This is a genomic window from Amycolatopsis sp. NPDC043887 (assembly GCF_056435665.1).
Genome location: NZ_JBWKEB010000004.1, coordinates 295,731 through 318,778 on the forward strand (window position 1 = coordinate 295,731; position 23,048 = coordinate 318,778).

24 protein-coding genes are annotated in these 23,048 nt (G+C 69.1%); 15 read left to right on the forward strand and 9 right to left on the reverse strand.

Annotation, left to right across the window (positions count from 1 at the left end):
* Positions 1-258 precede the first annotated feature (258 nt).
* Entirely contained in the window at positions 259-1,449 is a 1,191-nt protein-coding gene (gene dinB, locus AC069H_RS13175; RefSeq protein WP_257487584.1) for a DNA polymerase IV, read from the forward strand.
* A gap of 21 nt (positions 1,450-1,470) precedes the next feature.
* Positions 1,471-1,953, forward strand: coding sequence for a ribonuclease HI (gene rnhA, locus AC069H_RS13180; RefSeq protein ID WP_478232401.1), 483 nt, complete (start codon positions 1,471-1,473; stop codon positions 1,951-1,953).
* Here the strand turns inward: rnhA and AC069H_RS13185 are convergent.
* The 4 genes from AC069H_RS13185 to AC069H_RS13200 all read right to left on the reverse strand — a co-directional run bounded on the left by AC069H_RS13185 (position 1,950) and on the right by AC069H_RS13200 (position 5,422).
* Positions 1,950-2,633, reverse strand: a complete 684-nt coding sequence (locus AC069H_RS13185) for a VldE C-terminal domain-containing protein (RefSeq protein ID WP_478230048.1) — start codon at positions 2,631-2,633, stop codon at positions 1,950-1,952. The two genes, rnhA and AC069H_RS13185, sit on opposite strands and share 4 nt — an antisense overlap.
* 196 nt (positions 2,634-2,829) lie before the next feature.
* Positions 2,830-3,327 carry a hypothetical protein gene (locus AC069H_RS13190; RefSeq protein ID WP_478232402.1) on the reverse strand — a complete coding sequence of 166 codons (498 nt, stop codon included), beginning with the start codon at positions 3,325-3,327 and terminating at the stop codon, positions 2,830-2,832.
* Positions 3,324-4,736, reverse strand: a complete 1,413-nt coding sequence (locus tag AC069H_RS13195) for an ATP-binding protein (protein ID WP_478232403.1) — start codon at positions 4,734-4,736, stop codon at positions 3,324-3,326. Before AC069H_RS13195 ends, AC069H_RS13190 begins: the two co-directional genes overlap by 4 nt.
* On the reverse strand, positions 4,733-5,422 hold the full coding sequence (locus AC069H_RS13200) for a response regulator (protein WP_478232404.1): 690 nt from the start codon (positions 5,420-5,422) through the stop codon (positions 4,733-4,735). Before AC069H_RS13200 ends, AC069H_RS13195 begins: the two co-directional genes overlap by 4 nt.
* 110 nt (positions 5,423-5,532) lie before the next feature.
* Here AC069H_RS13200 and AC069H_RS13205 point away from each other — a divergent pair, with 110 nt between their 5' ends.
* Positions 5,533-6,480, forward strand: coding sequence for a phosphatase PAP2 family protein (locus AC069H_RS13205; RefSeq protein ID WP_478230052.1), 948 nt, complete (start codon positions 5,533-5,535; stop codon positions 6,478-6,480).
* A gap of 16 nt (positions 6,481-6,496) precedes the next feature.
* Here AC069H_RS13205 and AC069H_RS13210 read toward each other — a convergent pair whose 3' ends face one another.
* Positions 6,497-7,978, reverse strand: coding sequence for a GGDEF domain-containing protein (locus AC069H_RS13210; protein WP_478232405.1), 1,482 nt, complete (start codon positions 7,976-7,978; stop codon positions 6,497-6,499).
* Positions 7,979-8,125: 147 nt separating this feature from the next.
* Here AC069H_RS13210 and AC069H_RS13215 point away from each other — a divergent pair, with 147 nt between their 5' ends.
* Entirely contained in the window at positions 8,126-9,349 is a 1,224-nt protein-coding gene (locus AC069H_RS13215; RefSeq protein ID WP_478232406.1) for a cytochrome P450 family protein, read from the forward strand.
* Between the two features lie 339 nt (positions 9,350-9,688).
* Here the strand turns inward: AC069H_RS13215 and AC069H_RS13220 are convergent, their stop codons facing one another.
* Positions 9,689-11,959 carry a tetratricopeptide repeat protein gene (locus AC069H_RS13220; RefSeq protein WP_478232407.1) on the reverse strand — a complete coding sequence of 757 codons (2,271 nt, stop codon included), beginning with the start codon at positions 11,957-11,959 and terminating at the stop codon, positions 9,689-9,691.
* 387 nt (positions 11,960-12,346) lie between these two features.
* Here AC069H_RS13220 and AC069H_RS13225 point away from each other — a divergent pair, with 387 nt between their 5' ends.
* Positions 12,347-13,282, forward strand: coding sequence for a DMT family transporter (locus AC069H_RS13225; protein ID WP_478232408.1), 936 nt, complete (start codon positions 12,347-12,349; stop codon positions 13,280-13,282).
* Here the strand turns inward: AC069H_RS13225 and AC069H_RS13230 are convergent.
* Complete coding sequence (locus tag AC069H_RS13230; protein WP_478230110.1) at positions 13,207-13,713, reverse strand: GNAT family N-acetyltransferase; 507 nt, start codon at positions 13,711-13,713, stop codon at positions 13,207-13,209. The genes AC069H_RS13225 and AC069H_RS13230 overlap by 76 nt on opposite strands.
* Before the next feature lie 134 nt (positions 13,714-13,847).
* Here AC069H_RS13230 and AC069H_RS13235 point away from each other — a divergent pair, with 134 nt between their 5' ends.
* Positions 13,848-14,048 carry a hypothetical protein gene (locus AC069H_RS13235; protein WP_340682925.1) on the forward strand — a complete coding sequence of 67 codons (201 nt, stop codon included), beginning with the start codon at positions 13,848-13,850 and terminating at the stop codon, positions 14,046-14,048.
* A 266-nt stretch (positions 14,049-14,314) separates the two neighbouring features.
* Here AC069H_RS13235 and AC069H_RS13240 read toward each other — a convergent pair whose 3' ends face one another.
* Entirely contained in the window at positions 14,315-14,674 is a 360-nt protein-coding gene (locus AC069H_RS13240; protein ID WP_478232409.1) for a VOC family protein, read from the reverse strand.
* A 90-nt stretch (positions 14,675-14,764) separates the two neighbouring features.
* Here AC069H_RS13240 and AC069H_RS13245 point away from each other — a divergent pair, with 90 nt between their 5' ends.
* The 5 genes from AC069H_RS13245 to fgd all read left to right on the forward strand — a co-directional run bounded on the left by AC069H_RS13245 (position 14,765) and on the right by fgd (position 18,835).
* Positions 14,765-15,958 (forward strand): zinc-dependent alcohol dehydrogenase, encoded by a 1,194-nt coding sequence (locus AC069H_RS13245; RefSeq protein ID WP_478232571.1) that lies wholly within the window; start codon positions 14,765-14,767, stop codon positions 15,956-15,958.
* Positions 15,959-16,018: 60 nt separating this feature from the next.
* Positions 16,019-16,435: a CBS domain-containing protein gene (locus AC069H_RS13250; RefSeq protein WP_478230058.1), complete on the forward strand. Its 417-nt coding sequence runs from the start codon at positions 16,019-16,021 to the stop codon at positions 16,433-16,435.
* Between the two features lie 17 nt (positions 16,436-16,452).
* Positions 16,453-16,980 (forward strand): hypothetical protein, encoded by a 528-nt coding sequence (locus AC069H_RS13255; protein ID WP_478232410.1) that lies wholly within the window; start codon positions 16,453-16,455, stop codon positions 16,978-16,980.
* 43 nt (positions 16,981-17,023) lie between these two features.
* Positions 17,024-17,500, forward strand: coding sequence for a DIP1984 family protein (locus AC069H_RS13260; protein WP_395875435.1), 477 nt, complete (start codon positions 17,024-17,026; stop codon positions 17,498-17,500).
* Positions 17,501-17,830: 330 nt separating this feature from the next.
* On the forward strand, positions 17,831-18,835 hold the full coding sequence (gene fgd / locus AC069H_RS13265; protein WP_126730730.1) for a glucose-6-phosphate dehydrogenase (coenzyme-F420): 1,005 nt from the start codon (positions 17,831-17,833) through the stop codon (positions 18,833-18,835).
* Between the two features lie 55 nt (positions 18,836-18,890).
* On the opposite strand, the gene AC069H_RS13270 is transcribed toward fgd, so the two are convergent.
* Positions 18,891-19,304: an SsgA family sporulation/cell division regulator gene (locus AC069H_RS13270; RefSeq protein WP_478230060.1), complete on the reverse strand. Its 414-nt coding sequence runs from the start codon at positions 19,302-19,304 to the stop codon at positions 18,891-18,893.
* Between the two features lie 539 nt (positions 19,305-19,843).
* Between AC069H_RS13270 and AC069H_RS13275 the strand changes: the two genes are divergently transcribed.
* Genes AC069H_RS13275 through AC069H_RS13290 form a run of 4 tightly spaced genes read left to right on the forward strand, consistent with a single transcriptional unit; the run spans position 19,844 to position 22,947 of the window.
* Positions 19,844-20,767 (forward strand): tetratricopeptide repeat protein, encoded by a 924-nt coding sequence (locus AC069H_RS13275; RefSeq protein ID WP_478230112.1) that lies wholly within the window; start codon positions 19,844-19,846, stop codon positions 20,765-20,767.
* Positions 20,768-20,827: 60 nt separating this feature from the next.
* Complete coding sequence (locus AC069H_RS13280; RefSeq protein ID WP_478230061.1) at positions 20,828-21,343, forward strand: winged helix-turn-helix transcriptional regulator; 516 nt, start codon at positions 20,828-20,830, stop codon at positions 21,341-21,343.
* Between the two features lie 48 nt (positions 21,344-21,391).
* Positions 21,392-21,910, forward strand: a complete 519-nt coding sequence (locus tag AC069H_RS13285; protein ID WP_478230062.1) for an SRPBCC family protein — start codon at positions 21,392-21,394, stop codon at positions 21,908-21,910.
* Positions 21,910-22,947, forward strand: coding sequence for an LLM class flavin-dependent oxidoreductase (locus tag AC069H_RS13290; protein WP_478232411.1), 1,038 nt, complete (start codon positions 21,910-21,912; stop codon positions 22,945-22,947). The genes AC069H_RS13285 and AC069H_RS13290 overlap by 1 nt, the downstream gene beginning before the upstream one ends.
* Positions 22,948-23,048 lie beyond the last annotated feature (101 nt).

Below are 23,048 nucleotides of genomic sequence, written 5' to 3' on the forward strand. Positions count from 1 at the left end.
GAACGTCAGTGCGGCCGCCAAGAGGCCGAGCCCCGTCCAGATGACAGGTTTCCATCCGGCGCTGATCTCACCGACGGTGCCGGTCGCCAGGTTTCCCACCACGCCGGCCGCGATCGAGGTCAGGGCGGCCACTCCCGCGGCCGCCGCTGTCGCCACTGGTGAGAGTCGCCGCATGTGGCCCCCTCTTTCACTACGTCGACCAGGGCCAGGTTAGCGGGGCGCTTGGTCGTTGGGCCGTTTGATGCGAACATATGTTCTATGACGACCGAGGGTCCCATCCTGCATGCCGACCTGGACTCGTTCTACGCGTCGGTCGAGCAGCGTGACGACCCCAAGCTGCGCGGGCGGCCGGTCATCGTCGGCGGAGGTGTGGTGCTGGCGGCCAGTTACGAGGCCAAGGCGTTCGGCGTCCGCACGGCGATGGGCGGCGGCCAGGCGCGGCGGTTGTGCCCGGACGCGATCGTGGTTCCGCCCCGGATGCACGCGTATTCGGCGGCGAGCAAGGCGGTCTTCGAGGTCTTCGGCAACACGACGCCGCTCGTGGAAGGCATCTCGATCGACGAGGCCTTCCTCGACGTCGGCGGGCTGCTGAAGATCGCGGGTACTCCGAGCCGGATCGCGGCGAAGCTGCGCAAGGACGTGCTGGAGCAGGTCGGCCTGCCGATCACCGTGGGTGTGGCCAGGACGAAGTTCCTCGCGAAGGTGGCCAGTGGCGTCGCGAAACCCGACGGCCTCCTCGTCGTGCCGCACGACAAGGAGCTGGAGTTCCTGCACCCGCTTCCGGTCGAGCGGTTGTGGGGTGTCGGCAAGGTGACGGCGCGGAAGCTGCGCGAGCGCGGCGTGACGACGGTCGGGCAGATGGAGGGGTTCGGGGAGAAGGAACTCGTCCGGATGCTCGGCCGCGGCGTCGGCGCCCATCTGCACGCCCTGTCCCACAACGACGACCCTCGCCGCGTGCAGACGGGCCGTCGCCGCCGGTCGATCGGGGCGCAGCACGCGCTCGGCAGCAGGCCGCGGTCACCCGCCGAGCTCGACGCGATGCTGCTGACCCTTGCCGATCGCCTCGCCCGCCGTCTGCGGGCGGCGCACCGGGTGTGCCGCACCGTCGTGCTGCGGATGCGGTTCGCCGACTTCACGAAGGCGACGCGTTCGCACACCCTCATGGAGGCGACGGAACAGACCGGCGCGATCGTCGCGGCGGCCCGTGACCTGCTCGCGGCGGCGAGACCGCTGATCGACGAACGCGGGCTCACGCTGATCGGGCTCGCGCTCACGAATCTGTCGAAGGACGACGCGATCCAGCTGGCCTTGCCGTTCGGGGCGAAGCCGAGGGACGCGCTCGATTCGACGCTCGACACCGTCCGGGACCGGTTCGGGTCGAAATCCATCACGCGTGCGGTGCATCTCGGGCAGGCCGAGCGGCCGTGGGTGCCGCTGCTGCCGGACTGACCCCGTCGCTAGGGTGTCCCGGTGGCGGAAGTCGAGATCTACACCGATGGCGCGTGCAGCGGGAATCCCGGTCCCGGCGGCTGGGGCGCGGTGCTGCGGTACGGCACCGTCGAGAAGGAGATCTACGGCGGGGATCCCGGGCCGACCACGAACAACCGGATGGAACTGACCGCGCCCATCGAGGCGCTGGAAAGCCTGAAGCGCCGGGTGACCGTCGACATCTACACCGACAGCACCTACGTCCGGAACGGCATCACCAGCTGGGTGCGGAACTGGAAGAACAACGGCTGGATGACCTCGGCCAAGACACCGGTCAAGAACGCCGACCTGTGGCGCCGTCTCGACGAAGCCGCCTCACGGCACGACGTCGAATGGCATTGGGTCAAGGGTCACGCCGGGCATCCGGAGAACGAGCGGGCGGACCGGCTCGCCGTCAAAGGCGTGGAAGAGGTCGTCGGACGACCGGTGATCCAGCCCGGCGAGCGGCCCACCCGGAATCGTTAGCAGCTGACGTTCACCTTCGCGCTCTTGGCGAAGGAGACGTGGACGTGGTCCATGTGGTTGGCGGTCGCGCCGCCGCGGTCCTCCATGGTGTCCCAGCCGCTGCCGTCGTTGTAGCGCTGACGCCAGATGACGTAGGTGACACCGAAGTCCTTCTGGTTGGCCAGGAGGTACTCGGCGATGGCGTTGCCGGTGGCGGTGTCCACCATGAAGTCCAGCGCGAGGCCGGAGGGGTGGTCGCTGGCGTTCGCCCGGCCGGCGACACCGCCGACGTTCTTGACGCCGAACTTCGCCTTGACGTGGTTACCGACCTGGGCCACGTGCGGTTTGGTGCCGGCGAGGTCGGTGGAACACGCGGTCGCGGCGGGCACGGTCTTCTTGACCGGGGCGGGGGCCTTGGTCGACGTCGTCGGCTTCGGGGGAGCCGAGGAGGTCGCGGGGGAGGGGGCCGTGGAGGGGGTAGGGCTTGTGCTGGAGGGCGGGGTGCTGCTGGTCGACGGCGGGGGCGTCACGCTGGAGGCCGGGGGAGCCTTCACCGCGAGTGCGGCACTGGCCGCTTCGACGTCGGGGGAACCTGCGGTGGTCAGCCACATCGACGCCGGGAGCGCCGTGGCGACCGCTGCCGCGATACCCGCGGGGAGCTTCCACTGCGGAGCCTTGTTCTTGCGATGTCTGCCGGCCATTTCTCTGATCACTCACCACTTCGGGGACGGGAACTCGCGTCGGGGGCCGCGAGCTCCGGGCAACATTACGAAAAGGACACGGCAATGTCACGCCCGAGTGTGTTCGCCCACAGTTACCTTGATCGTTGAACCAAAAGGGGCTCATGTCCGTACAGACACAAGAAATGCTTTTATGTGAGCACTGTGAGTGATGAATTCACTCCGCTTTGCAGGATTGAAAGTACATCTTGTCGTCCGGTGAGGACACGTTCACGCCTGGGGTGACCGGAGCCCGTCCGGTGTCCGCCGAGGCCGCGATCGTCGTGCAGACCAGCTGGTTGATGGCCTGATTGGACAATTTGCGGACGGGGAACGGCAGCACGATGGACGTCGGGTTGCCCGAATACACCTCGACCCGTCCGATCTCCGGCGGGACGAAGGTGGTGAGCCCCTGCGCCGCTTCCCGCTCCGTCGGCCCCTTCAACAGCAGCGTGATCGCGCCTTCGGGGGAGATGAAGCCTTCGCTGGGCCGGGTCACCGGGATGACGCGGCCGTCGGAGACGAAGTACAGCGTCAGACCGGCGCGAACGTAGGTCCCCGTGGTCGCGCGGATCGACGGGCCGGGCCCGGCCGGGACGACGCCGGTCGGCTGGACGCCGCAGGCCGCCACCAGCGTCGCGGCCGCGAGAGCGGGCAATACCCTGGTCCTTCTCATCGCGTCCCTCCTTCGGTGCGGTGCGGCAGGCGCAGGACGAACCGGGCGCCGTGCCCGGTGTCGGTGGCGGTGATGTCGCCGCCGTGCAGGCGAGCGTTCTCCAGTGCGATCGCCAAGCCGAGCCCGCTGCCCTCGGAGCGGGCACGGGCGGTGTCGGCCTTGGTGAACCGGTCGAACACATGCGGCAGGACCTCGGGATCGATACCGGGCCCGTGATCCTCGACCGCCAGGGTGACGCCGTCGTCACCGGCGCGCAGACGGACTTCGACCGGGGCCGCGCCGTGCCGGAACGCGTTGCCGACGAGATTGGCCACGATCAGGTCGAGCCGCCGCCGGTCGACGCGGGCGAGGACGCCTTCCGGCAGGTCCGTGACCAGGTCTTCGCCCTCGCGCCAGCCGCGGGCGTCGAGACTGTCCCGGATCGCCGTCGCGAGATCCCATTCGTCGAGCACGAGTTCGGCGCGGCCCGCGTCGAACCGGGAGATCTCGACCAGGTCCTGGACCAGCCGGGTCAGCCTCCGGGTCTCGCCCGAGACCAGCCGCGCCGCGACGGCGGTGTCCGGCGGCAGGGTGTCCGCGTCCTCGTCGAGGACGTCGGTGACCGCGTTCATCGCCGCGAGTGGCGTGCGGAGCTCGTGCGAGACGTCGGCGACGAACCGGCGGGCGTCGGCCTCCATGGCTCTCACCTCGCCGACCGTGCGTTCCAATTCGGCGGCGGTGTTGTTGAAGGTCGTGACCAGTTCGGCCAGCTCGTCGGACCCCTTGGCGGGCAGCCGGACGTCGAGCCTGCCCTCACCGAGCTGGGCGGCGGCGGTGTTGAGCGCCCGTACCGGTCTCAGCACCTGTCTCGCCGCGAGCAGGGCGAGCGCCGCGGCCAGCGGAAGGACGAGCGCGGCCATCTGCCAGGCCGATTTCGCGAGTTCGTCGATGGCCTGTTGCTGCTGGACGAGCGAGGTGAGCGAATACACCTCGATGCCGCTGGCCCCCATCGACCCGTCGGGCTGCCGCGTCAGCACCGGCAGGCCGACCTGGAGTTCGGGGCCGGTGTCGCGGTCGAGCCGCTGGAACTGGATCCGGATGTCGCCCGCGACCGTCCGCCGCAGTTCGGTCGAGAACCGGGTCAGGTCCGGGCCGTTGACCGAGCGCAGGGTCCCGTGGACCGCGACGGCGTTCAACCGCAGGCTGCCCGCGAAATCGTTGAGCTGGTCCTGGGTCGGTGGCGTGGACAGCGGGCGGTCGTAGGCGCCGACCCGGTCCTTCAGCTGGTCCATCGCCGCGTCCTGGACGGCCTTGAGGATCGCGTTCCTCGCCGAGACGTAACTGGCCCCCGCCGCGGCCGCCGCCCCGATGATCGTCATCGCCGCGAAGGCCAGGATGAGCCGCGGCCGCAGCCCGGAGAGCAGCCTCATGAACGGCCGAACCGGTACCCGAAGCCGCGGACGGTCTGGACGTGTTCGGGTTTCGCGGGAACGTCTTCGATCTTCGCGCGCAGCCGCTGGACACAGGCGTCGACCAGCCGGGAGTCGCCGAGGTAGTCGTGGTCCCAGACGGCGGAGAGGATCTGCTGGCGGCTGTAGACCTGTCCTGGCGTGCGCGACAGCTCCAGCAGCAGTTTCAGCTCCGTCGGGGTGAGCGAGACCGGCTCGCCGTTCTTCGTGACCACCAGGCCCGCCCGGTCGATGACCAGGCCGCCGTGCCGCTCCCCGGCGGCGTCGTCGTTCGCGGGCTTCTCGCTCACCGCGCGGCGCAGCACCGCCCGGATCCGGGCGTCGAGCACGCGGGGTTCGATCGGCTTGGTCACGTAGTCGTCGGCGCCTGCCTCCAGCCCGGCCACGATGTCGAAGTCGTCGCTGCGGGCGGTGAGCATGATGATCGGCACCTCGCCCGCCGAGCGGATGCGGCGGCAGGTCTCGAAGCCGTCGATGCCGGGCAGCATCAGGTCCAGCACGACGATGTCGGGCTGGAACACCCGCAGTTTCTCCAGCCCGAGCTCACCGCTCTCGGCGGTGTGGACGGTGTGCGCCTGCCGGCGCAGCGCGAGTTCCAGCCCCTCCCGCACGGACGCGTCGTCTTCGATCAAAAGGACACTTGCCACGCCGCCATTATTCGGATGTCGCCGCGCGTGTGCGACTCGGCTCGATCTTGTAGCAGAACCATGACATTGTCCGGACCTCATGGCTAAACGCCGTGGGGACAGTGAGACGCATGGCCCTACTCATCCACGAAGCGAAGCCGACCCCCGCCCGCCGTCCGCTGCCGGGACGGCACGCCGAGACCAGGCGGACCCTCTCCAGGGCCGTGTTCCAGCTCGCCACCGGACTGGGACTGGCCGTCGCGTTCCTCGTCACCTATGTGCTCTTCGTGTACACGTCGGCCGGGCAGCTCGCGGAGAACGGTGTCGTCCGCAGCGCCCAGTCCGGCCAGTGGTCCACAATGGACTGGGCGGGGCCGCTGCGTGACCAGGACATGGTGCTCGTGATCGGCGCCGCCGGGATCGGGCTGGTCGTCCTGGCGCTGCTCCGGCGCAAACCCGGCCTCCTGGTCCCCGCGCTGAGCGTCCTCGTGCTCCCGCTCGTCGCCGCGCAGTTGCTCAAGCTCTACATCCTCGTCCGCCCCGAACTGCCCGACGGCGGCCGCGGGCCGGGGCACAACAGCTTCCCCAGCGGGCACGTCAGCGCCGCCATGGCCATTCTGATGGCGCTCGCTTTCGTTCTGCCGCAACGATTCCGCCCGGCGATCATCGGGATCGGCGGCGTCGCCGTCGCCTGGGTCGCGTCGTCGACCATCGCGCTGGGCTGGCATCGGCTCAGCGACACGGCGGGTGCCTGCCTGCTGGCTGCGTCGTTCGCCTGCCTGCTCGCCGCCTGGCTGACCACCCGGCGCCGGGACCTGCGCCGCACCCCCGCTTTCCTGGTCGCGCTGGCCGCGGTGCTGCCCACCGTGATCGTCCTGATCGGCTTCGCGGTGCTGAGCACGGCGACCGCCGGAGCCGCCCAGTTCGTCGCCGCGCTGGTGCTGGCCGCTTGCGCGGCGGTGGGTGTCGTGCTGGTCGCGCTGTGGCCGTTGCGCGGCTCCGCGTTCGAGCGGAGGACCGGCGTGGAGACCCGCGTGGTCGGCGATCTGCTCGAGACCCGCCTCGTGACCCGCCGCTGACGCTCGCCGAACGCATTCAGAGGACTAAACGCGTGTCAGTCGTCCGGGGCGAAGGCGGGACGGCGGACGGTGCCACGACCACGCGGTTCCGCCCGCTCCGTTTCGCTTGGTACATGGCCGCGTCGGCAGCGCGAAAGAGCTCGCCATAGTCCGTCGAGTGTTCGGGCGAGAGCCCGACGCCGATCGACACGGTGCAGCCGTGGATCGGCCCCACCGCGCGGGGCTCGTTGGTGGCGTGCCCGCTGGCGAGTTCGGTCAGGCCGGTGATGGCGGTCTTCGCGACGGCCGCCCGGATCCGCTCGGCGATCCGCATCGCCTCTTCGCGGGTGGTGTCCGGCAGCAGTACCGAGAACTCCTCGCCGCCCCAGCGCCCGACGATGTCGGTGGAGCGGGTGTTCTGCCGCAGCACGGCACTGACGCACCCGAGCACGATGTCGCCGCCGGAATGCCCGTACTTGTCGTTCCACTGCTTGAAATGGTCGAGGTCCAGCATCAGGAACGCCGTCGGCCGCCGTCCGGTCTGGTCTTCGAGCAGCCGCAGGGCCGCGGGGGCGTGGAAGGAGTCCTCGGTCAGCAGTCCGGTCTTCCGGTCACGCTGGCTGCGCGCGATCGTGTCCGCCAGCACCTGCGAGAGCCGGGTCGACCGCAGCGCGACCCCGATCATCACGAGCGGCACCAGCGCGATGTTGACCGCGCCGAGGATCGTGGTGCACGCGGCGAGTTGCAGCGCGTAGACGAAGTCCGCGTTGTCGGCCCAGCTGCCGATCAGCTTCTGCCGCCGCCAGCCGCCCCACGCGAGGCCGCGCGCGATGCTGATCAGGAGCGTCTGCGACGCGAAGTACCAGAGCGCGGCACCCACCAGCGCGACGGCGGCGACCGCGATGTCACCCGGTCGCTGGGGGAGCGTGCCCGATTCGAGCCAGGTGTGCAGTGCCGTCAGTTCGGTGATCGTGTGCACGCCGAGAATGGAGGCGGCGTGCGCGGCGGTGGTGAAGAGGAACGTCGTCATCGCCTTGTGCGCGATGGAGTAGCGCTGCACGCGCACCATCAGCAGCAGCGCGAGTGACAACGCGGGCGGCAGCAGGACGGCCCCGCCGCCCAGCCAGACGGCGGTCTGGTCGATGTGCTCGCCGCGACGGTCGTCGGCTCGGCGCTGCTCCTCGGGATGCTGCGTCTGGACGACGTACCAGATCGCGCAACACGCGATCACGCCGAAGCGGACGAGATCGGTGGTCGTGGTGGAGGCCTTGAAACCGCTGTACAGCGCCCAGGCCGCGACCGCGATCTCGGTGCCGAGCATCCAGAAGACCGCCGCGGGCGGCAGCCGCCACAGTTCCCACCCCGCCGGATGCCGCAGGGTGTTCCAGGCACGGCCACGCAGCCGCCAGACGCGGGCGGCGGCGAGGCCGACGGTGTCGGCGAAACTCCGGAGCGAACCGCGCGGCCGCACCGAAACCGCGTCAGGGTCGTGCTTGCCGAACTCGCTGACGAGGGTCACCTCCCACCGCTACGCACCGCACCCGCTTCGATCTTGCTGGGTCACCACAAGGGGGTGACAGGGGGACCGCGTTGACGATCGCGTGAGACAGGCCGATACCCGCGTTCGCCGGACGCTCTTCCGCCACGAGCTGGCATCGTGGCTCGTATGCCTGATGCCGCATACGACGCCGCCGCGGTTCCCATGCTGTTCGGCCCGGAATTCGACAGGGATCCCTCACCCGCCTACGAATGGCTCCGGGCGAACGCCCCCGCGTTCCGGCTTCCGCTTCCCGGCGACACCTGGGCCTGGCTGCTGACCCGGCACGCGGACGTCGTTTCCGCGATGGCCGACCCGCGTTTGTCCAAATGCCCGTCCGTCGCGGCGGACCACTGGCGCAAGGCCAATCTCGGGCTGCCCGCCGATCACCGGCCGACGCTCATCGGGCATATGAACAACTTCGAGGGCGAAGAACACGCACGGCTGCGCAAGGCCTGTGCCGGTGCCTTCGGCCCGCGGCGGCTGCGGCACATGCGCGACCGCACGCATCGGCTCGCGAACGAACTGCTCGACCCGATACTGGACAGGGGCGAAGGCGACCTCGTCGAGGATTTCGCCTATCCACTGGGAATCCGGTCGATCTGCGAGCTGATCGGTATCCCGGACAGCCTGCTGGACGAGGTCCGCCCGCCCGCGCTGGTGGTCGCCGCCGGCGACGTCACGGACATGGCGTCGATGCTCAAGGCGACCGATGACCTGGACGCGTTGCTCGCCGACGTCGTCGCCCGCAAACGCGCCGAACCGGGTGCGGACCTGATCAGCGACCTCCTCGCACAGGAGGCCGCCGGGAAACTGACCACCGAAGAGGTCGCCGCGACGGCGTTCCTCTCCCTGATCGCCGGGCACGAGACGACGATCAGCCTCATCGTGTCCACCGCGCTGACCCTCATCACGCATCCGGAGGAGGCGGCCCGCGCCCGCGCCGACGGCGCACACCTGACGCTCGTCATCGAGGAGGTCCTGCGCCGCGACACCCCGCTGCAGAACACGAGCTGGCGATTCGTCACCGAACCGATGGAACTCGCCGGGCAGCGGATGGAGGCGGGCGATCCGATCCTGTTGTCGTTGCTGGCGGCCAATCGCGATCCGGAGGTGCACCCCGAACCGCTCGCCTTCCGGCCGGGCGAGCGGCCGGTGCGGCACGTGGCCTTCGGCGTCGGCCCGCATATCTGCATCGGCGCCGCGCTCGCGCGGATGCAGGCGTCCGCGGCGCTGGAGACGTTGTTCGGCCGCGCGCCGTCGATGACGTTGACCGTGCCGGAGGACCGGCTTGTGTGGTGGCCGAGCGCGATCACCCGGGGCCTGCACAACCTGCCGGTGCGGCTTTCGTGAGGGTCGTGAGTGGTGAGGAGCGCTTCGTGGCGTGGTGCTGGACGCGTACGGGAGCAGGCCGCACCTGGAGTGTCCACAAAGGACACTTTTGGGCGAAGAAATGACCGGTTGATGTCTGTTCGTACAGTTCAGGGCGGAGGTCGTGAGTGGCAAAGAGGGTTAGAACGATCATTGCCACTCACGACCCCGCGCAAAGCGCCCATAAGGGACGCTGCGACCTGAACCGGTGTCCCTTGTGGACGGTCAAGCGCGCCAGGTTCATCGACGAGCCTGTCACGGCGCGTCGCTTACTCGCGCCGGGTGCGGCGCGCCCGGATCAGCCGCGACCGGCCAGCGTCCCTAGACCGCGCCTTCGAGACGGCCCCGCAGCACGCTCGCCTTCCGGTCGTCGAGATCCATGACGAGCTGGAGCGCGTCGCGCCAGCCCGCCATGGCCTCGTCGGCCTGTCCCCGCGCGGCCAGCGCGCAGCCGCGTTCGTCGAGCGCGTCGGCCTGCCCCCAGACGTCGCCGCAGTTCCGGTAGGCGGTCAGCGCCTGCTCGCAGTACTCGAGCGCCTGCTCGAGATCGCCGAACCGGCGGCACGTCCTGGCCAGCGGCACCAAGGCGAACCCCATGCCGTGCTGGTCGGCGTCCTTCGCGTAGGCCTCGAAGGCGCGCAGTCCGTGGTCGAGAGCCTGGTCTCGTTCGCCGAAGTCGCGGTACGCGCGGCCGAGGTGGACCCGCGCGGTCGCTTCGCCGAGCCGGTAGCCGATCCGGGCGTTCACCTCCACGCTCTGCCCGGCGAGCCGAACGGCTTCGGCGTAGTCCTCCCGCTCGTGCGCGATGTTGCCGAGCCCGACCAGCGCCCAGCCGAGGCTCGGGTTCTCGCCGATCTCTTCCGAGAGCTCGACGGCCCGGCCGAACAGGTCGCGCGCGCGGTCGAGGTCGCCGCGCCGCCGGTGCGCCTCGGCGAGGTTGATCGCCGACCACGCCAGCCCGCCGAGGTCGCCGCCCGCCTCCGCGGACTCGATCGCCACCTCGTGGCTGGAGATCCACGTCTGCCACGGCCTGCCGAGCAGGTGGTAGTCGAACAGTTCCACCGGCAGCCGCCAGCCGACCTCGTACAGCCCGTGGTCCAGCGCCAGCCGGGCGACACCGGTGATACTCGGCATCTCCGACGCGCACCAGATATAGGCATCGTCGAACGTGGCGAACCGGAGCGGCTCGACGCCTTCGGGCGCGGGGCCCAGGTCGATGTGGTGGTCGCGCGCCGGGGTCAGCGTCCAGCTCGCCGCGTTGGCGGCGTAGAGGTACCAGTGGGTCAGCCGGGAGACCGCCGCCTGCCGCTCCTCCCGCCATCGCGCGGCGGCGGCCTCTCCGGCGGCGTAGACGCGGAGCAGGTCGTGGAACCGGTAGTACCGCGCGCCGACCTGCTGGACGAGATGCGCTTGCACGAGCTTGTCGAGCAGCCGTCGCGCGTCGTGTTCCGGCAGACCGGCGAGCGCGGCCGCCGCGCCCGCGGGGAACCGCGGCCCGGGATGGAGGCCGAGCAGCCGGAACATCCGGGCGGTGTCGGCCTCCAGCGCGCGGTACGACCAGCTGAACGCGGCCCGGACCCCGACGGCGTCGTCGTCGACCGCGAGCAGTTCCAGCCTTCGTCCCTCGGCGACGAGTTCACGGGCGAGGTCGCCGACGCTCTGATGGGGATGCGTGGCGACCCGTTCGGCGGCGATGTTCACCGCGAGCGGCAGCGCCGCGCACAGCCGGACGAGCCTGCCGACGCCTTCGGGATCGCCTGCCGCGCGTTCGTCGCCGATGAGATCGGCCATGAGCCGCGCCGCTTCGAGATCTTGCAGCGGCTCCAAGGAAACCTGGACCGCGCCGGTGCCGACGACCAGCCCGGACAACCGTCGCCTGCTGGTGATCAGCACGGTGGTGTCCGGGGTGCCCGGCAGCACCGGCCGCACCTGGTGCGAGTCGAGGGCGTTGTCCAGCACGACGAGCGTGCGCTGGCCGCGCAACAGGCCCCGCAGGAGCGCGAGCCGCATGTGTTCCTCGGCGGGGACACGGTCGGGGCGGACACCGACGCAGCGCAGAAGATCGTCGAGGATGTCCGCGGGTTGCGCCGGAGAACCTGCCGCATAGCCGCGAAGATCCGACCAGAGGACACAGTCGAACTCCTCTTGCCGCCGGTTCGCCCAATTCAGCACGAGCGCGGTCTTCCCGACCCCCGGCGGACCGGCCACGAAGACCACTTTGGCCGCTTCGGTGAACACTTTTTCGTCCAGCAGCGCCAAGTGTTCCGCACGGCCGACGAAATGATGCGGCGGCGGGGGAAGATGCACATAGGGTTCCGCGCGGGCGGCTTCGGCGAGCACGATCAGGGTGCCGCCCGCGCAAAGCGCGCGATCGCAGGCTTCGGCGAATTCCGCGCTCGGCGGGGTGAGCCCGCGTTCGACCCGGCTGATGAGGCTTTTGTCGACATAGGCGAGTTTCTGGAGTTCCCGCAAGGCCAGTCCGCGCGCCTGCCGTCGTTGCCGCAATGCGCGCCCGAAGGTCAGCGCGGCCGTCGAAACCGGGCGTGCTCTACCGGTCTCCCCCGATCTGGCCGAGCCGGAATTCTCGGTCACCAGAAGCACCTTTCTTCCCGCTGCGCGGCAGATGGTGCCACAACCTTCCCATTACCCGGGTCACAACACGGCCACCGGGTATGCGCAGGCGCGAAGACAGCCCGCAAACTGTGCGAGAACGCGCCCGTTCCCCACCGGTGCGCCGGCCGAAAGGGAGGTGGATCATGCGCGACCGCGAAATGTGAGCAGGCCCTGTTCCGCCTTGCGAGCTACCGGGCGAGTGCTGATCTCCTCGGAAGCCGGCCGTGGCCGCCTTTCCCGGCGGCCACGGCCGGGACTTCGGAGCATGTAGGACCGCTTAACGTCGGTGTAGATCTTTTCACTTGTCCTGACGAGTCGTCCGAGGCAGCTTGGAGACGTATCGAGCGGTCCGGCGAAAGGAACGAAGTGAGCATCGGCGCGCCGGGAACCCTGATCCGGATGGGAGTTCTCGCCCTGTTGTGGGGATCGGGATTCCTGTGGATCAAGCTCGCCCTGACCGGGTTGCCACCCGTTCAGGTGACCGTCATCCGCTGCGCGCTCGGCGCGGCCGTCCTTCTCGTGCTGAGCCGCTGGGCCGGGCAACGTCTCCCGCGCGGACGGCGGATCTGGGGCAGGCTCCTCGTCGCCGCCTTCTTCTGCAACGCCTTGCCGTTCGTGTTGTTCAGCATCGGCGAACTGACCGTCGACTCCGGTGTCGCCGGGGTGATGAACGCGACGACCCCGCTGTGGTCGCTGCTGATCGGCATCGGGATCGGCACGGAACGCCGGATCACCGTGATCCGCGTCGGCGGCCTGATCCTCGGTTTCGCCGGCATCCTGCTGATCTTCGCGCCCTGGCAGAAGAGCGGCCTGCTGGGCTGGGGGACACTGGCCCTGCTCGGCGCCGGTATCAGCTACGCGATCGCTTTCGCTTATATGGGAAGGAAACTCGTCGGCGAGGGCGGTCCGATCGCGATCTCCGCCGCGCAACTGCTGACCGCTACCGGGCTGAGCGCGCTCGCGTTGCCGTTCGACGCCGCACCGTCGGGACCGCTGAACGTGACCGCGGTGGCCGCCGTCGTCGTCCTCGGGATCTTCGGCACCGGCATCACCTTCTACCTCAACTACCGGCTCATCGCCGACGAAGGCGCGACCTCCGCGGCGACCGTCGGCTACCTGCTGCCGGTCGTCTCGGTCGCGCTGGGCGCGCTCGTGCTCGGCGAGGAACTCGGCCCGCGGGTGCTCGCCGGGATGGTCGTGGTGCTGCTCGGAGTCGCCCTGACCCGCTACGTGAGGTCTTCGGCGAGCAAGTCCATCAGCAGTCCGTCGTGCCAGCCTTCGCCGTCGGTGTCGCGTTCGTAGCCGCGCATCACCCCGACCTCGCGGAAGCCCACGGCCTTGTAGCAGCGGATGGCGGCTTCGTTGTCCACGGCGGGGTCGATCACGAGCCGATGGTGCCCACGATCGTGCAGGAGATACCGCGCCATCGTGCGGACGGTGTCCGTGCCCAGCCCGCGGCCGTGGGCCGCCGGGTCGAGGAAGAGGTCGACCGACGCGTGCCGGTACATCGGGTCCTCCTCTTCGCCGTACTGGACGAAGCCCCGGACGACGCCCCCTTCCAGGACCGTGAAGCAGGCCGTCGTGGGGTCGTCGAACGGCCAGGTGGGGGAGCCGTCGACCGAACCCCAGCGCGCCCCGACCTCGGCCGTGCCGCGGATCCGCCGCAAGTCCGGGACATGGGCCTCGGTGACCGGGGTCAGGGTCACGAAGTCCCCGCGCAACTCGGTGGTCAGTTCCCGCTCCGTCCACTCGTCCGAATGGCGCCAGTCTAGGGAGAAACCGGCTGGGGCGCCGCCGGAACCGCAAGAACGCGGGGGCTTTCGCCGCCGGAATCGGGTATCAACGAAAGGGACGATGGAGGTGGGTCATGGGGAACCCGTTCGAGGAAATGCGTCCGGTGGAGGAACTGGTCGACGGTGGGGCGACCGCGGTGCGCGCGGCGGTGCTGCGCAAGGCGACCGAAGCGGTGGTCGCGAACGCCCGCGACGCGACGGATTGCCGGATGCTGCTGGAGATGCTGGGGCTGCATTCCGACCGGTCGGCGCGAAGTGACGACGAGGCCGCCTGAGCCGCGGTCCGGAAGTAACTGAATGTGGCGGCAGTTGCTCGTAGTCCGTGAAGGCCTCCTTCCCTACCCTGAAGGTAGTGAAGGAGGCCTTCACGGACTGGGAAGGCGACCACGTCGCCAGGTCAGCGGGCCGTGAGTCGCCGAGCATGCCCTGAAGGCCCCTTTGAGACGCTGGATGTCTCGAAGGAGGCCCTCAGGGCGTGAGGTTTCCGAGGCGGGCCAGCGCGCGCCGAAGAAGCCACCCTTAAAGCGGTACCGGGGCGGCTTCAGCGCCGCGGCAGCACGCAGAATTCGTTCTCTTCCGGGTCGGCCATGACCACCCAGTGGTCCGACTCGGGGTCTTCGAGGATCTTCGCGCCGAGTGCCACGAGCCGGGCGACCTCCTCGCGCTGCTCGAGTTCGGTGGGCGCGATGTCGAGGTGCAGCCGGTTCTTGCCCGACTTCCCCTCGGGGACCGGCTGGAAGAGCAGGCTCGGCACATCGGGGCTCTTCAGTTCGACATAGGTCACCCCGTGACCGTCGGTCCACCGTTCGGTCTCGGGGTAGCCGAGTGCTTCCTTCCAGAACGCGGCCAGCGCTTCGGCCTCACGGCAGTCGACGGTGACGGCGAGCATCCGGGTTCGCATGGCTCCACGGTGGCACGGAACGGCGAGGTTTGCCGGATGCGCGGACGGGCATCCGGCGGGCAACGGAAAACACCCGCCGAAGGGAGCACCATGAAGGCCGTCACCTGGCACGGGAAACGCGATGTCCGGGTCGACACCGTCCCGGATCCGAAACTGGTCGAACCGACCGACGCCGTCGTGCGGATCACCTCGACCGGGATCTGCGGTTCCGACCTGCACCTTTACGAGGTACTCGGCGCCTTCATCGACGAGGGAGACATCCTCGGTCACGAGCCCATGGGTGTCGTCGAAGAGGTCGGGTCCGGGGTGACGGACCTGAAGCCCGGCGATCGCGTCGTGATCCCCTTCAACATCTCCTGCGGCCACTGCTTCATGTGCGACCGCGGCCTTCAGTCGCAATGCGAGACCACGCAGGTCACCGACCGCGGAAAGGGCGCCGCGCTGCTCGGCTACACCAAGCTCTACGGCCAGGTCCCGGGCGGCCAGGCCGAATACCTGCGCGTCCCGCAGGCCCACTACGGCCCGATCAAGGTGCCGGACGGCCCGCCGGACGAGCGTTTCGTGTACCTCTCCGACGTCGTACCCACGGCTTGGCAGGCCGTCGACTACGCGAACATCCCCGAGGGCGGCACGGTCGTGGTCTTCGGGCTGGGCCCGATCGGCCAGTTCTGCTGCCGGATCGCGAAACACCGGGGCGCGGGCAAGGTGATCGGCATCGACCTGGTGCCGGAACGGCTCGCGAAGGCCGCCGCGGCCGGCGTCGTCACCTACGACACGCGGGAACACAAGTACCTCGGTGAGGTCATCCGCGAGGCGACCGGCGGCCGGGGCGCGGATTCGGTGATCGACGCCGTCGGGATGGAGGCGCACGGTGCCCCGATCGGGCGGCTGGCGCAGAATCTCGTCGGACTCCTGCCCGATCCGATCGGGGCGAAGATCACCGAGAAGGCCGCGATCGACCGGCTCAGCGTGCTGTACGCGGCCATCGACTGCGTGCGGCGCGGCGGGACGATCTCGCTGAGCGGCGTCTACGGCGGCATGATCGACCCGCTGCCGATGATGGAGCTGTTCGACAAGCAGATCACCTTGCGGATGGGGCAGGCCAACGTCCGGCGCTGGATCGACGACATCATGCCGCTGATCTCCGACCCCGCCGACCCGCTCGGCGTCGAGGGTTTCGCGACGCACAAGCTCCCGCTGGCGGAGGCACCGCACGCCTACGAGATCTTCCAGAAGAAGCAGGACGGCGCGGTCAAGATCCTGCTGGAGCCGTCGGCGGCTTGAGGTGTCGGCACGCGGATGCCGGGTATCCGGTATGCGGATCCTGATGAAAGGAGCGATGCGATGACCACGGCACGAGAGATCATGACCGCGGGCGCGACCTGCGTGTCCGCGTCCGAAACCGTGCTCGACGCGGCGAAGAAGATGGCCGCCGAGTCGGTCGGCGCGGTCCCGATCTGCGGTGAGGACGGCAAGCTCAAGGGCATGTTGACCGACCGCGACATCGTGGTGAAGGTGCTGGCCGAGGGCAAGGATCCCAGGGCACTGCACGCCTCGGAACTCGCCCAGGGCGAGGCGGTGACGATCGGCGCGGACGACGACGCCGAGGAGATCATGCGCACCATGGCGAACCACAAGGTCCGGCGCCTGCCGGTGATCGACGGCCACAAGCTCGTCGGCATCGTGGCACAGGCAGACGTGGCGAGGGCCCTGCCCAACCCGGACAGCGGCGAGCTGGTGGAAGCGCTGTCCCACGACTGACCCGCCATACTCCTTCGGTGGCGTTCTTCGACATCGAAGGCTATGCACCCGTGTGGCTCTCCGGACTCGACACGATCCGGAGAGCCCACGGGGATCGTTTGCGTGCTTTGGTGGGCAAACGGCTGCGGCATGTCCACCTCACGTGGTTCGTCGAGTACGCCGAGTGGCTCTCGGACGCGCCCGTGGTGGTGGACTTCGGTGCCGAACGGCTGCAGATCACGCACTGGAAGTTCGACGAGCTCTCCCTGACCTGGAACACGATCGACCCGTACGGGAAGTCCTCATGGGACTGGGGTGATCCGGCCGAGCCCAGCCCGCTCCGGTGGCGACAGGACGTCTTTCCGGAACTGTCCGCTTTGGAGGGTCAGGTGCTCCAGGACGTCGAGCTGCTCGACTGCGCGACGCGGGACATGGCGAACGGCATGGTGGCGCTCGGTTTCGTCTTCCCGCGAGGCCGGTTCACCGTCTTCAACGCCTTGGACGAGAACGGAATCGAGTTCACCGAGCCGGACTCCTCCTATCAGAAGCATTCCCTGGCGGGCTGAAAACGGGATGCGTCGGTCTTCGATCTTGGTGATACTTCCCGGCATGTCCCGGATCAAGCTGGCCGAAGCGCTCGTCTCGCGCGCCGACGCGACCAAGAAGGTGGAGGCGCTGCGCTCCCGGATCGTCGACAACGCGCGGCACCAGGAGGGCGAGGAACCGTCGGAAGACGCGTCCGCCTTGCTCGTCGAGGCCGAAACCGCGCTGGACGAACTGGAATCGCTGATCCAGCGGATCAACCGGACCAACGCCGCGACCCCGCTGGGGGAAGGCACGATCACCGACGCGATCGCGCGCCGCGACGTCCTCCGGCTCAGGCACGGCGTCCTCACCGCGGCCGCCGACGCCGCGGCCGGCCGTAACCAGGGCGGCTACGGTCGCCAGCTCCGGTCGGAGCTGCGGTACCTCTCGGCGCTCCCGGTCGCGGAACTGCGGTCCCGCGCGGACCGGGTCGCGGGGGAGATCCGGGCGGTCGACGTCGAGATCCAGCGCACCAACTGGGAGACCGACCTCCTGGACTGAACGTGGAAAGCGGGTAGCCCTCCGGGAAGCGGGCACAAGCCGAGGGCCGGCGGTATTCCGGCTCGCCTGGTACGTGGCGGGCAGCGTGGGGTTCGACTCCCCGATCACAACTCCGCCCAGCACGACGCACAGGTGACGGCGCAAACGGCACAGTTCATCACCACGTGCCGGTCCCGGAAGGTGAGGGCGGGTACGGGGTCTTTCCACGCATTCCCGGTGACACAGTGGTCTTCCCGACACTCTTCACCCCGTCGAGGCATGGGCGGAGCTGATCGACTCTGTGCCAAGGTGAAGAGCGGAACAACCCAAGAGCCCAGGTGGTGACCCCGGATGGCACTGAAGATCGGTTACAAGGCGTCGGCCGAGCAGTTCGGCCCGCGCGACCTCGTCGAGTACTCCGTGCTCGCCGAGCAAGTCGGGCTGGACAGCGTGATGGTCAGCGACCATTTCCAGCCCTGGCGGCACCAGGGCGGGCACGCGCCGTTCTCCTTCGCGTGGATGGCGGCGGTCGGTGAGCGCACCGAGCGGGTCGTGCTCGGCACCAGCGTGCTGACGGCGACCTTCCGCTACAACCCGGCCGTGGTGGCACAGGCGTTCGGCACCCTCGGCAGCCTGTACCCGGGCCGGGTGCTGCTCGGCGTCGGCAGCGGCGAGGCCCTCAACGAGGTCGCGGTCGCCCGGATCGAGTGGCCTGCGTTCAAGGAGCGGTTCGCGAGGCTGCGCGAGGCGATCGAGCTGATGCGCAAGCTGTGGTCCGAGGAGCGTGTCACGTTCGAGGGCGAGTACTTCCAGACCACGGACGCCACCGTGTACGACCGCCCCGAGGGCGGCGTGCCGATCTACATCGCGGCCGGTGGCCCGGTGATGGCGAAGTATGTCGGCAAGCAGGGTGACGGCTTCATCTGCACCAGCGGCAAGGGTATGGAGCTCTACACCGACAAGCTGCTGCCCGCGGTCGCGGAAGGCGCGGAGCAGGTGGGCCGCAGCACCGGCGACATCGACAAGATGATCGAGATCAAGCTGTCCTACGACCCGGACCCGGCGCAGGCGCTGGAGAACACCCGGTTCTGGGCGCCGCTCTCGCTGACGCCGGAGCAGAAGGCCGGTATCGAGGACCCTGCGGAAATGGAAAAGGCCGCGGACGCGCTGCCGATCGAGCAGGTCGCCCGCCGCTGGATCGTCACTTCCGACCCGGCGGACGCGGTCGAGCAGATCAAGCCGTACGTCGAGGCGGGCTTCAACCACCTCGTCTTCCACGGTCCCGGCCACGACCAGGAGCGGTTCCTGCGCTCGTTCTCCGAACAGGTCGTCCCGGGGCTCCGCGAACTCGGCTGACCCGGCGCGGACGGCGGCATCGCGGGAGGCGGTGCCGCCACTGGGGTCAGGCGTGTCAGGACTCGGTGACGAGCTTGCCGATCTCCTGGTCGAAGTCGAACCATTCCGGCTCGGAGCCGGCGGGCACGAGGTCGTAGGTGCGGTCGAGGAACTCGGCCAGCTCCTGCGCCGGAGCTTCGAGGACAGCACAGCCGTCGGGCGCGCTGAGCGCGAAGATCACGATCGAGGTGTCGTCGGCCGGGCTGATGATCACGTCGCCCTCACCCGATGGGGTGAGGAGTCCGTCCGCGAGGAGGTCACGGCCGAACATCCAACGCACCGTCCCGCCGCCCGAGTGGTAGGCCACCACGACGGCGTAGGGGTCTTGGGGGTCGTATTCGAGGTCGGCCCGCACGGGGAGCGGGTCCGCACCGAAAGTGCGCAGGCCGAAGACGATCGTCCCCCGGATGAGGTCGCTTTCCCTGTCCAATGCTTCAGCCCCTTACGTTCGGTTGCTGTTGATCTTCAGCTATGGATAACGCAATGTGAAGCCTTTTCGTGACCCGAGTTGACAAGGTTCACACGTTCGGCTGAGAGCTGCGTCTCATGTGCTCACTCACCGTCTTCGGTGGGCACGTGCGGTGAGCAAGCGGAAAGGCGATCAGTCGTGCAAAAGAAAGAGACTTCGCACGTGCATACTCCGATGAAGGAAATATGGGCAGCCATTTGGCGGAGTGAATCCATATTCTTGGCGGTTTAACATCGGCACGCGTCGTTCAAATGTTTCCATGAGACCGGCGCAGCTCAGTCCTGGACCTCGGCGAGCGTGATCGTTGCGGATCGGGAGGGAGCGGTAAATGGGCGTACGGATCGCCGTCGTAATTCCCAAGGAAGACCTCGCGCGGCGGGAAACGAATCAAGGGCCAGGTGGGCGGACGATACCCGGACGTGTTTCTTCTTCGCCGGGTTTCGGGACCGCGCCGTCGGTGCCCTGCGTCCAGGGGTGTCGCCGTGATTGACCGGCTCCCGATGCGCGTCGGGCAGGCCGACATCGACCGGCTGGAGAGCGTCATCGCCGCGCTCCGGGCGCGTGACTACCGGGAAGGCGGCGGGTCCTGCCGGGAGCTGCTGCGCGTGCTGGAGCCGTACGGTGCCGCGCTGCGGCGAGGGATGATGTCCGACCCGCTGGCCCGGCGGCTGGCAGGCGTGGTCGCGGACCTGCACAACCTGAAGGGCTGGACTGAGTTCGACTCGGGTCGCCCGGTGCGGGCGGAGCGGCACTTCCGTCGCGCGCTCGACCTCGCGGCGGAGGCGGGTGACGACGACCTCCTCGCCAACATCCGCTACCGGCTCGGCCGGATGTACCTGCATCATCGGTCGCCGACGGAGGCGCTCGAGCAGTTCGGTCAGGGACAGGTCGCGGCACGCCGCGCCGGACGGCCGTTGTCGCAGGCGATCCTGTCGGCGAACGAGGCGTGGGCCTATGCGCTGCTCGGGGACGTCCGCCAGGCGCTCGACAAGATTTCCCTTGCCCCGGAACAATTCGCGGACTCCGCAGGCGACGCCGTCCCGTCGTGGTCGGCCTTCTTCACGGCCAACGACCTGGCCGCGATGATCGGCACGGTGCGCACCGAACTCGCCAGGCTCGTCGACGTCCGCCACAGCCGGAAGGCCATTCCCGCGCTCACCGAAGCCATCGAGGGCTATGGGCCGGACATGGTGCGCAGCCGGTCGCTGACGATGATCTGGCTAGCGGTCGACCACGCGCTGGAGGGTGATCTCGACCGGGCGGCGGAGGTCGGTCTCGCCGCGATGGACATCGCGGACGGAATCCGTTCCGCGCGGACGCGAGATCGTTTACGGCCACTGTCGGAAAGCCTGCGGAAGCGGGTGGGCGATATTGACGCGCGAGATATCCTTGACCGGATCGCAACATTTCGTGCCAGTGCCTGAGTGCCGGAGAATGAGTGTGGGAACGGCCGGATCAATTCCGCCGGGCGTAGGCTCGCGGGTATGAAACGGACTTCGTTCGCGCAGTGGCCGTGTTCGATCGCGCGCACCATGGACCTGCTCGGCGACTGGTGGACGCCGCTGGTCCTGCGGGAGGCGTTCTACGGGATCCGCAGGTTCGACGAGTTCCAGCAGCAGCTCGGTATCGCGCGGAACACCCTCGCCGACCGGCTGCGCCGCCTGGTCGCGGAAGGGTTGCTGGAAAAGCGCGCCTACCAGGCCGACCCCGTCCGTTACGACTACGTGCTGACCGAGAAGGGCTCGGATTTCTACGGGGTGCTCGCCGCCATGTCGCGCTGGGGCGACCGCTGGCTCTCCGGGGACGACGGGCCGCCGATCACGCTCCACCACGAGACCTGCGGGCACGAGACTCACGCGGAGGTCGTCTGCGCGCACTGCGCCCGGCCGCTCACCGCCGAGAACACGCGGGCCCGGCTCGGTAGCGGCTACCCGCCGAAGCTCGCGAGCCGCCCCGACGTCGTACGCCGATTCGCCACACAAGAGGGTTTGACAACGTAAGTTCACCTACGCAACTATCGAGGTCACGGGCATGGGAGGGTGACCACGATGGAGTGGACGGGTGCGAAGTACGCCGACAAGCCGACGGTCGAGGTGCAGGCGTGGGTCGACGCCGTTCCGGAGCGGGTCTGGTCGATCGTGTCCGATGTACGGCTTATGCCCGAAATGAGCCGGGAACTCCAATCGGCCGAATGGTGCGACGGCGCGGCCGGCGAAGCCGCGGTCGGCAGGCGGTTCGTCGGCCACAGCAGGCACGACGCGTTCGGCGAATGGGAGACGACGTCGTATGTCGTCGAATGTGAGGCGCCGCGTGTCTTCGCCTGGGCGGTGCAGGACCCCGAAACGCCGACCGCGGTGTGGCGCTTCACGCTGGAGCCCGAGAACGGCGGGACGAAGCTCCGGCAATGGATGCAGATGGGGCCGGGACGGTCCGGTCTTTCGCTGGCCATCGACCAGATGCCGGACAAGGAGGAGAAGATCGTCTTCGTCCGGCTGCGCGAGTTCGAGAACGCGATGACCGGGACCCTCGCCGCGATCAAGGAGCGCGCCGAGGCGGACGGCGCGTGATGCGGACGGCGACCACGGTCGAGGCGTCCCGCGGCTGGCGGGAGACGCTGGATTTCGTGCTGGAGGCCGAGAAGCTCGGTCTCGACGAGTGCTGGGTCGCCGAGGCCTGGGGTTCGGACGCGCCGTCCGTGCTCGGCTATCTCGCCGCGCGGACCGAGCGGATCCGGCTCGGTTCGGGCATCATCCAGCTCGGCACCCGGACCCCGGTGGCGATCGCGCAGACCGCGCTGACCCTCTCGGAGCTTTCCGGCGGCCGGTTCGCCCTCGGGCTCGGCGCGTCGGGACCGCAGGTGATCGAGGGGCTCCACGGGGTTCCGTTCGCGCCGCCGCTGACGCGGATGCGGGAAACGGTCGCGATCATCCGCCAGGCGTTCGCGGGGGAGAAGATCTCGTTCTCCGGCAAGGTATTCGAGATCCCGCTGCCGGGGGAGAGCAAGCCGATGCGGCTGTCGACGGCGCCGAATCCGGATATCCCGATCCATCTGGCCACGCTCTCGCCGAAGCTGCTGGAGCTGACCGGCGAGATCGCGGACGGCTGGCTGGGCACCAGTTTCGTCCCCGAGGGGGCACAGGCCTATTTCTCGCATCTCGACGCCGGCCTCGCGAAGGCGGGCCGATCGCGCGCGGACCTCGAAGTCTGCCAAGGTGCCGAGGTCGCCTTCGCCGCGGACGAGGACGAGTTGCGCGGGACGGTCGCGGCCCGCAAGGCCGAACTCGCGTTCAGCCTCGGCGGGATGGGTTCGGCGAAGACGAACTTCTACAACAACGCCTACAGCAGGCAAGGCTGGGCCGAGGCGGCCGCGGCGGTGCGGGAGCGATGGCAGGCGGGCGACCGGGAAGGCGCCGCCGCACTGGTGACCGACGAGATGGTGCTCGGCACGACACTGATCGGCACCGAACCGATGGTCGCCGACCGGCTGCGCGTCTGGCGGGACGCCGGGGTCGACACGGTCCGGCTGTACCCGGCGGGGGAGACGGTCGCCGACCGGCTCGCCACTCTCGGCCGGGCGCTGGATCTGGTCCGTGCGTTGGGCTGAATGTCCGCGCCGGTTGAGGTGACCGGCCGAGCGCGGCGGGTCCCGCCTGCTCCAAGCGGGTAGAACTTGTTTCACTTTTCCGGCCGGCTGGAGAACATGAC

Bases quoted from the DNA above. Each gene is read 5' to 3' on its own strand.
- dinB (WP_257487584.1), top strand. From the start codon at position 259: ATGACGACCGAGGGTCCCATCCTGCATGCCGACCTGGACTCGTTCTAC.
- AC069H_RS13185 (WP_478230048.1), bottom strand. From the start codon at position 2,633: ATGGCCGGCAGACATCGCAAGAACAAGGCTCCGCAGTGGAAGCTCCCC.
- AC069H_RS13190 (WP_478232402.1), bottom strand. From the start codon at position 3,327: ATGAGAAGGACCAGGGTATTGCCCGCTCTCGCGGCCGCGACGCTGGTG.
- AC069H_RS13195 (WP_478232403.1), bottom strand. From the start codon at position 4,736: ATGAGGCTGCTCTCCGGGCTGCGGCCGCGGCTCATCCTGGCCTTCGCG.
- AC069H_RS13205 (WP_478230052.1), top strand. From the start codon at position 5,533: ATGGCCCTACTCATCCACGAAGCGAAGCCGACCCCCGCCCGCCGTCCG.
- AC069H_RS13215 (WP_478232406.1), top strand. From the start codon at position 8,126: ATGCCTGATGCCGCATACGACGCCGCCGCGGTTCCCATGCTGTTCGGC.
- AC069H_RS13235 (WP_340682925.1), top strand. From the start codon at position 13,848: ATGGGGAACCCGTTCGAGGAAATGCGTCCGGTGGAGGAACTGGTCGAC.
- AC069H_RS13240 (WP_478232409.1), bottom strand. From the start codon at position 14,674: ATGCGAACCCGGATGCTCGCCGTCACCGTCGACTGCCGTGAGGCCGAA.
- AC069H_RS13245 (WP_478232571.1), top strand. From the start codon at position 14,765: ATGAAGGCCGTCACCTGGCACGGGAAACGCGATGTCCGGGTCGACACC.
- AC069H_RS13250 (WP_478230058.1), top strand. From the start codon at position 16,019: ATGACCACGGCACGAGAGATCATGACCGCGGGCGCGACCTGCGTGTCC.
- AC069H_RS13260 (WP_395875435.1), top strand. From the start codon at position 17,024: ATGTCCCGGATCAAGCTGGCCGAAGCGCTCGTCTCGCGCGCCGACGCG.
- fgd (WP_126730730.1), top strand. From the start codon at position 17,831: ATGGCACTGAAGATCGGTTACAAGGCGTCGGCCGAGCAGTTCGGCCCG.
- AC069H_RS13275 (WP_478230112.1), top strand. From the start codon at position 19,844: ATGCGCGTCGGGCAGGCCGACATCGACCGGCTGGAGAGCGTCATCGCC.
- AC069H_RS13280 (WP_478230061.1), top strand. From the start codon at position 20,828: ATGAAACGGACTTCGTTCGCGCAGTGGCCGTGTTCGATCGCGCGCACC.
- AC069H_RS13285 (WP_478230062.1), top strand. From the start codon at position 21,392: ATGGAGTGGACGGGTGCGAAGTACGCCGACAAGCCGACGGTCGAGGTG.
- AC069H_RS13290 (WP_478232411.1), top strand. From the start codon at position 21,910: ATGCGGACGGCGACCACGGTCGAGGCGTCCCGCGGCTGGCGGGAGACG.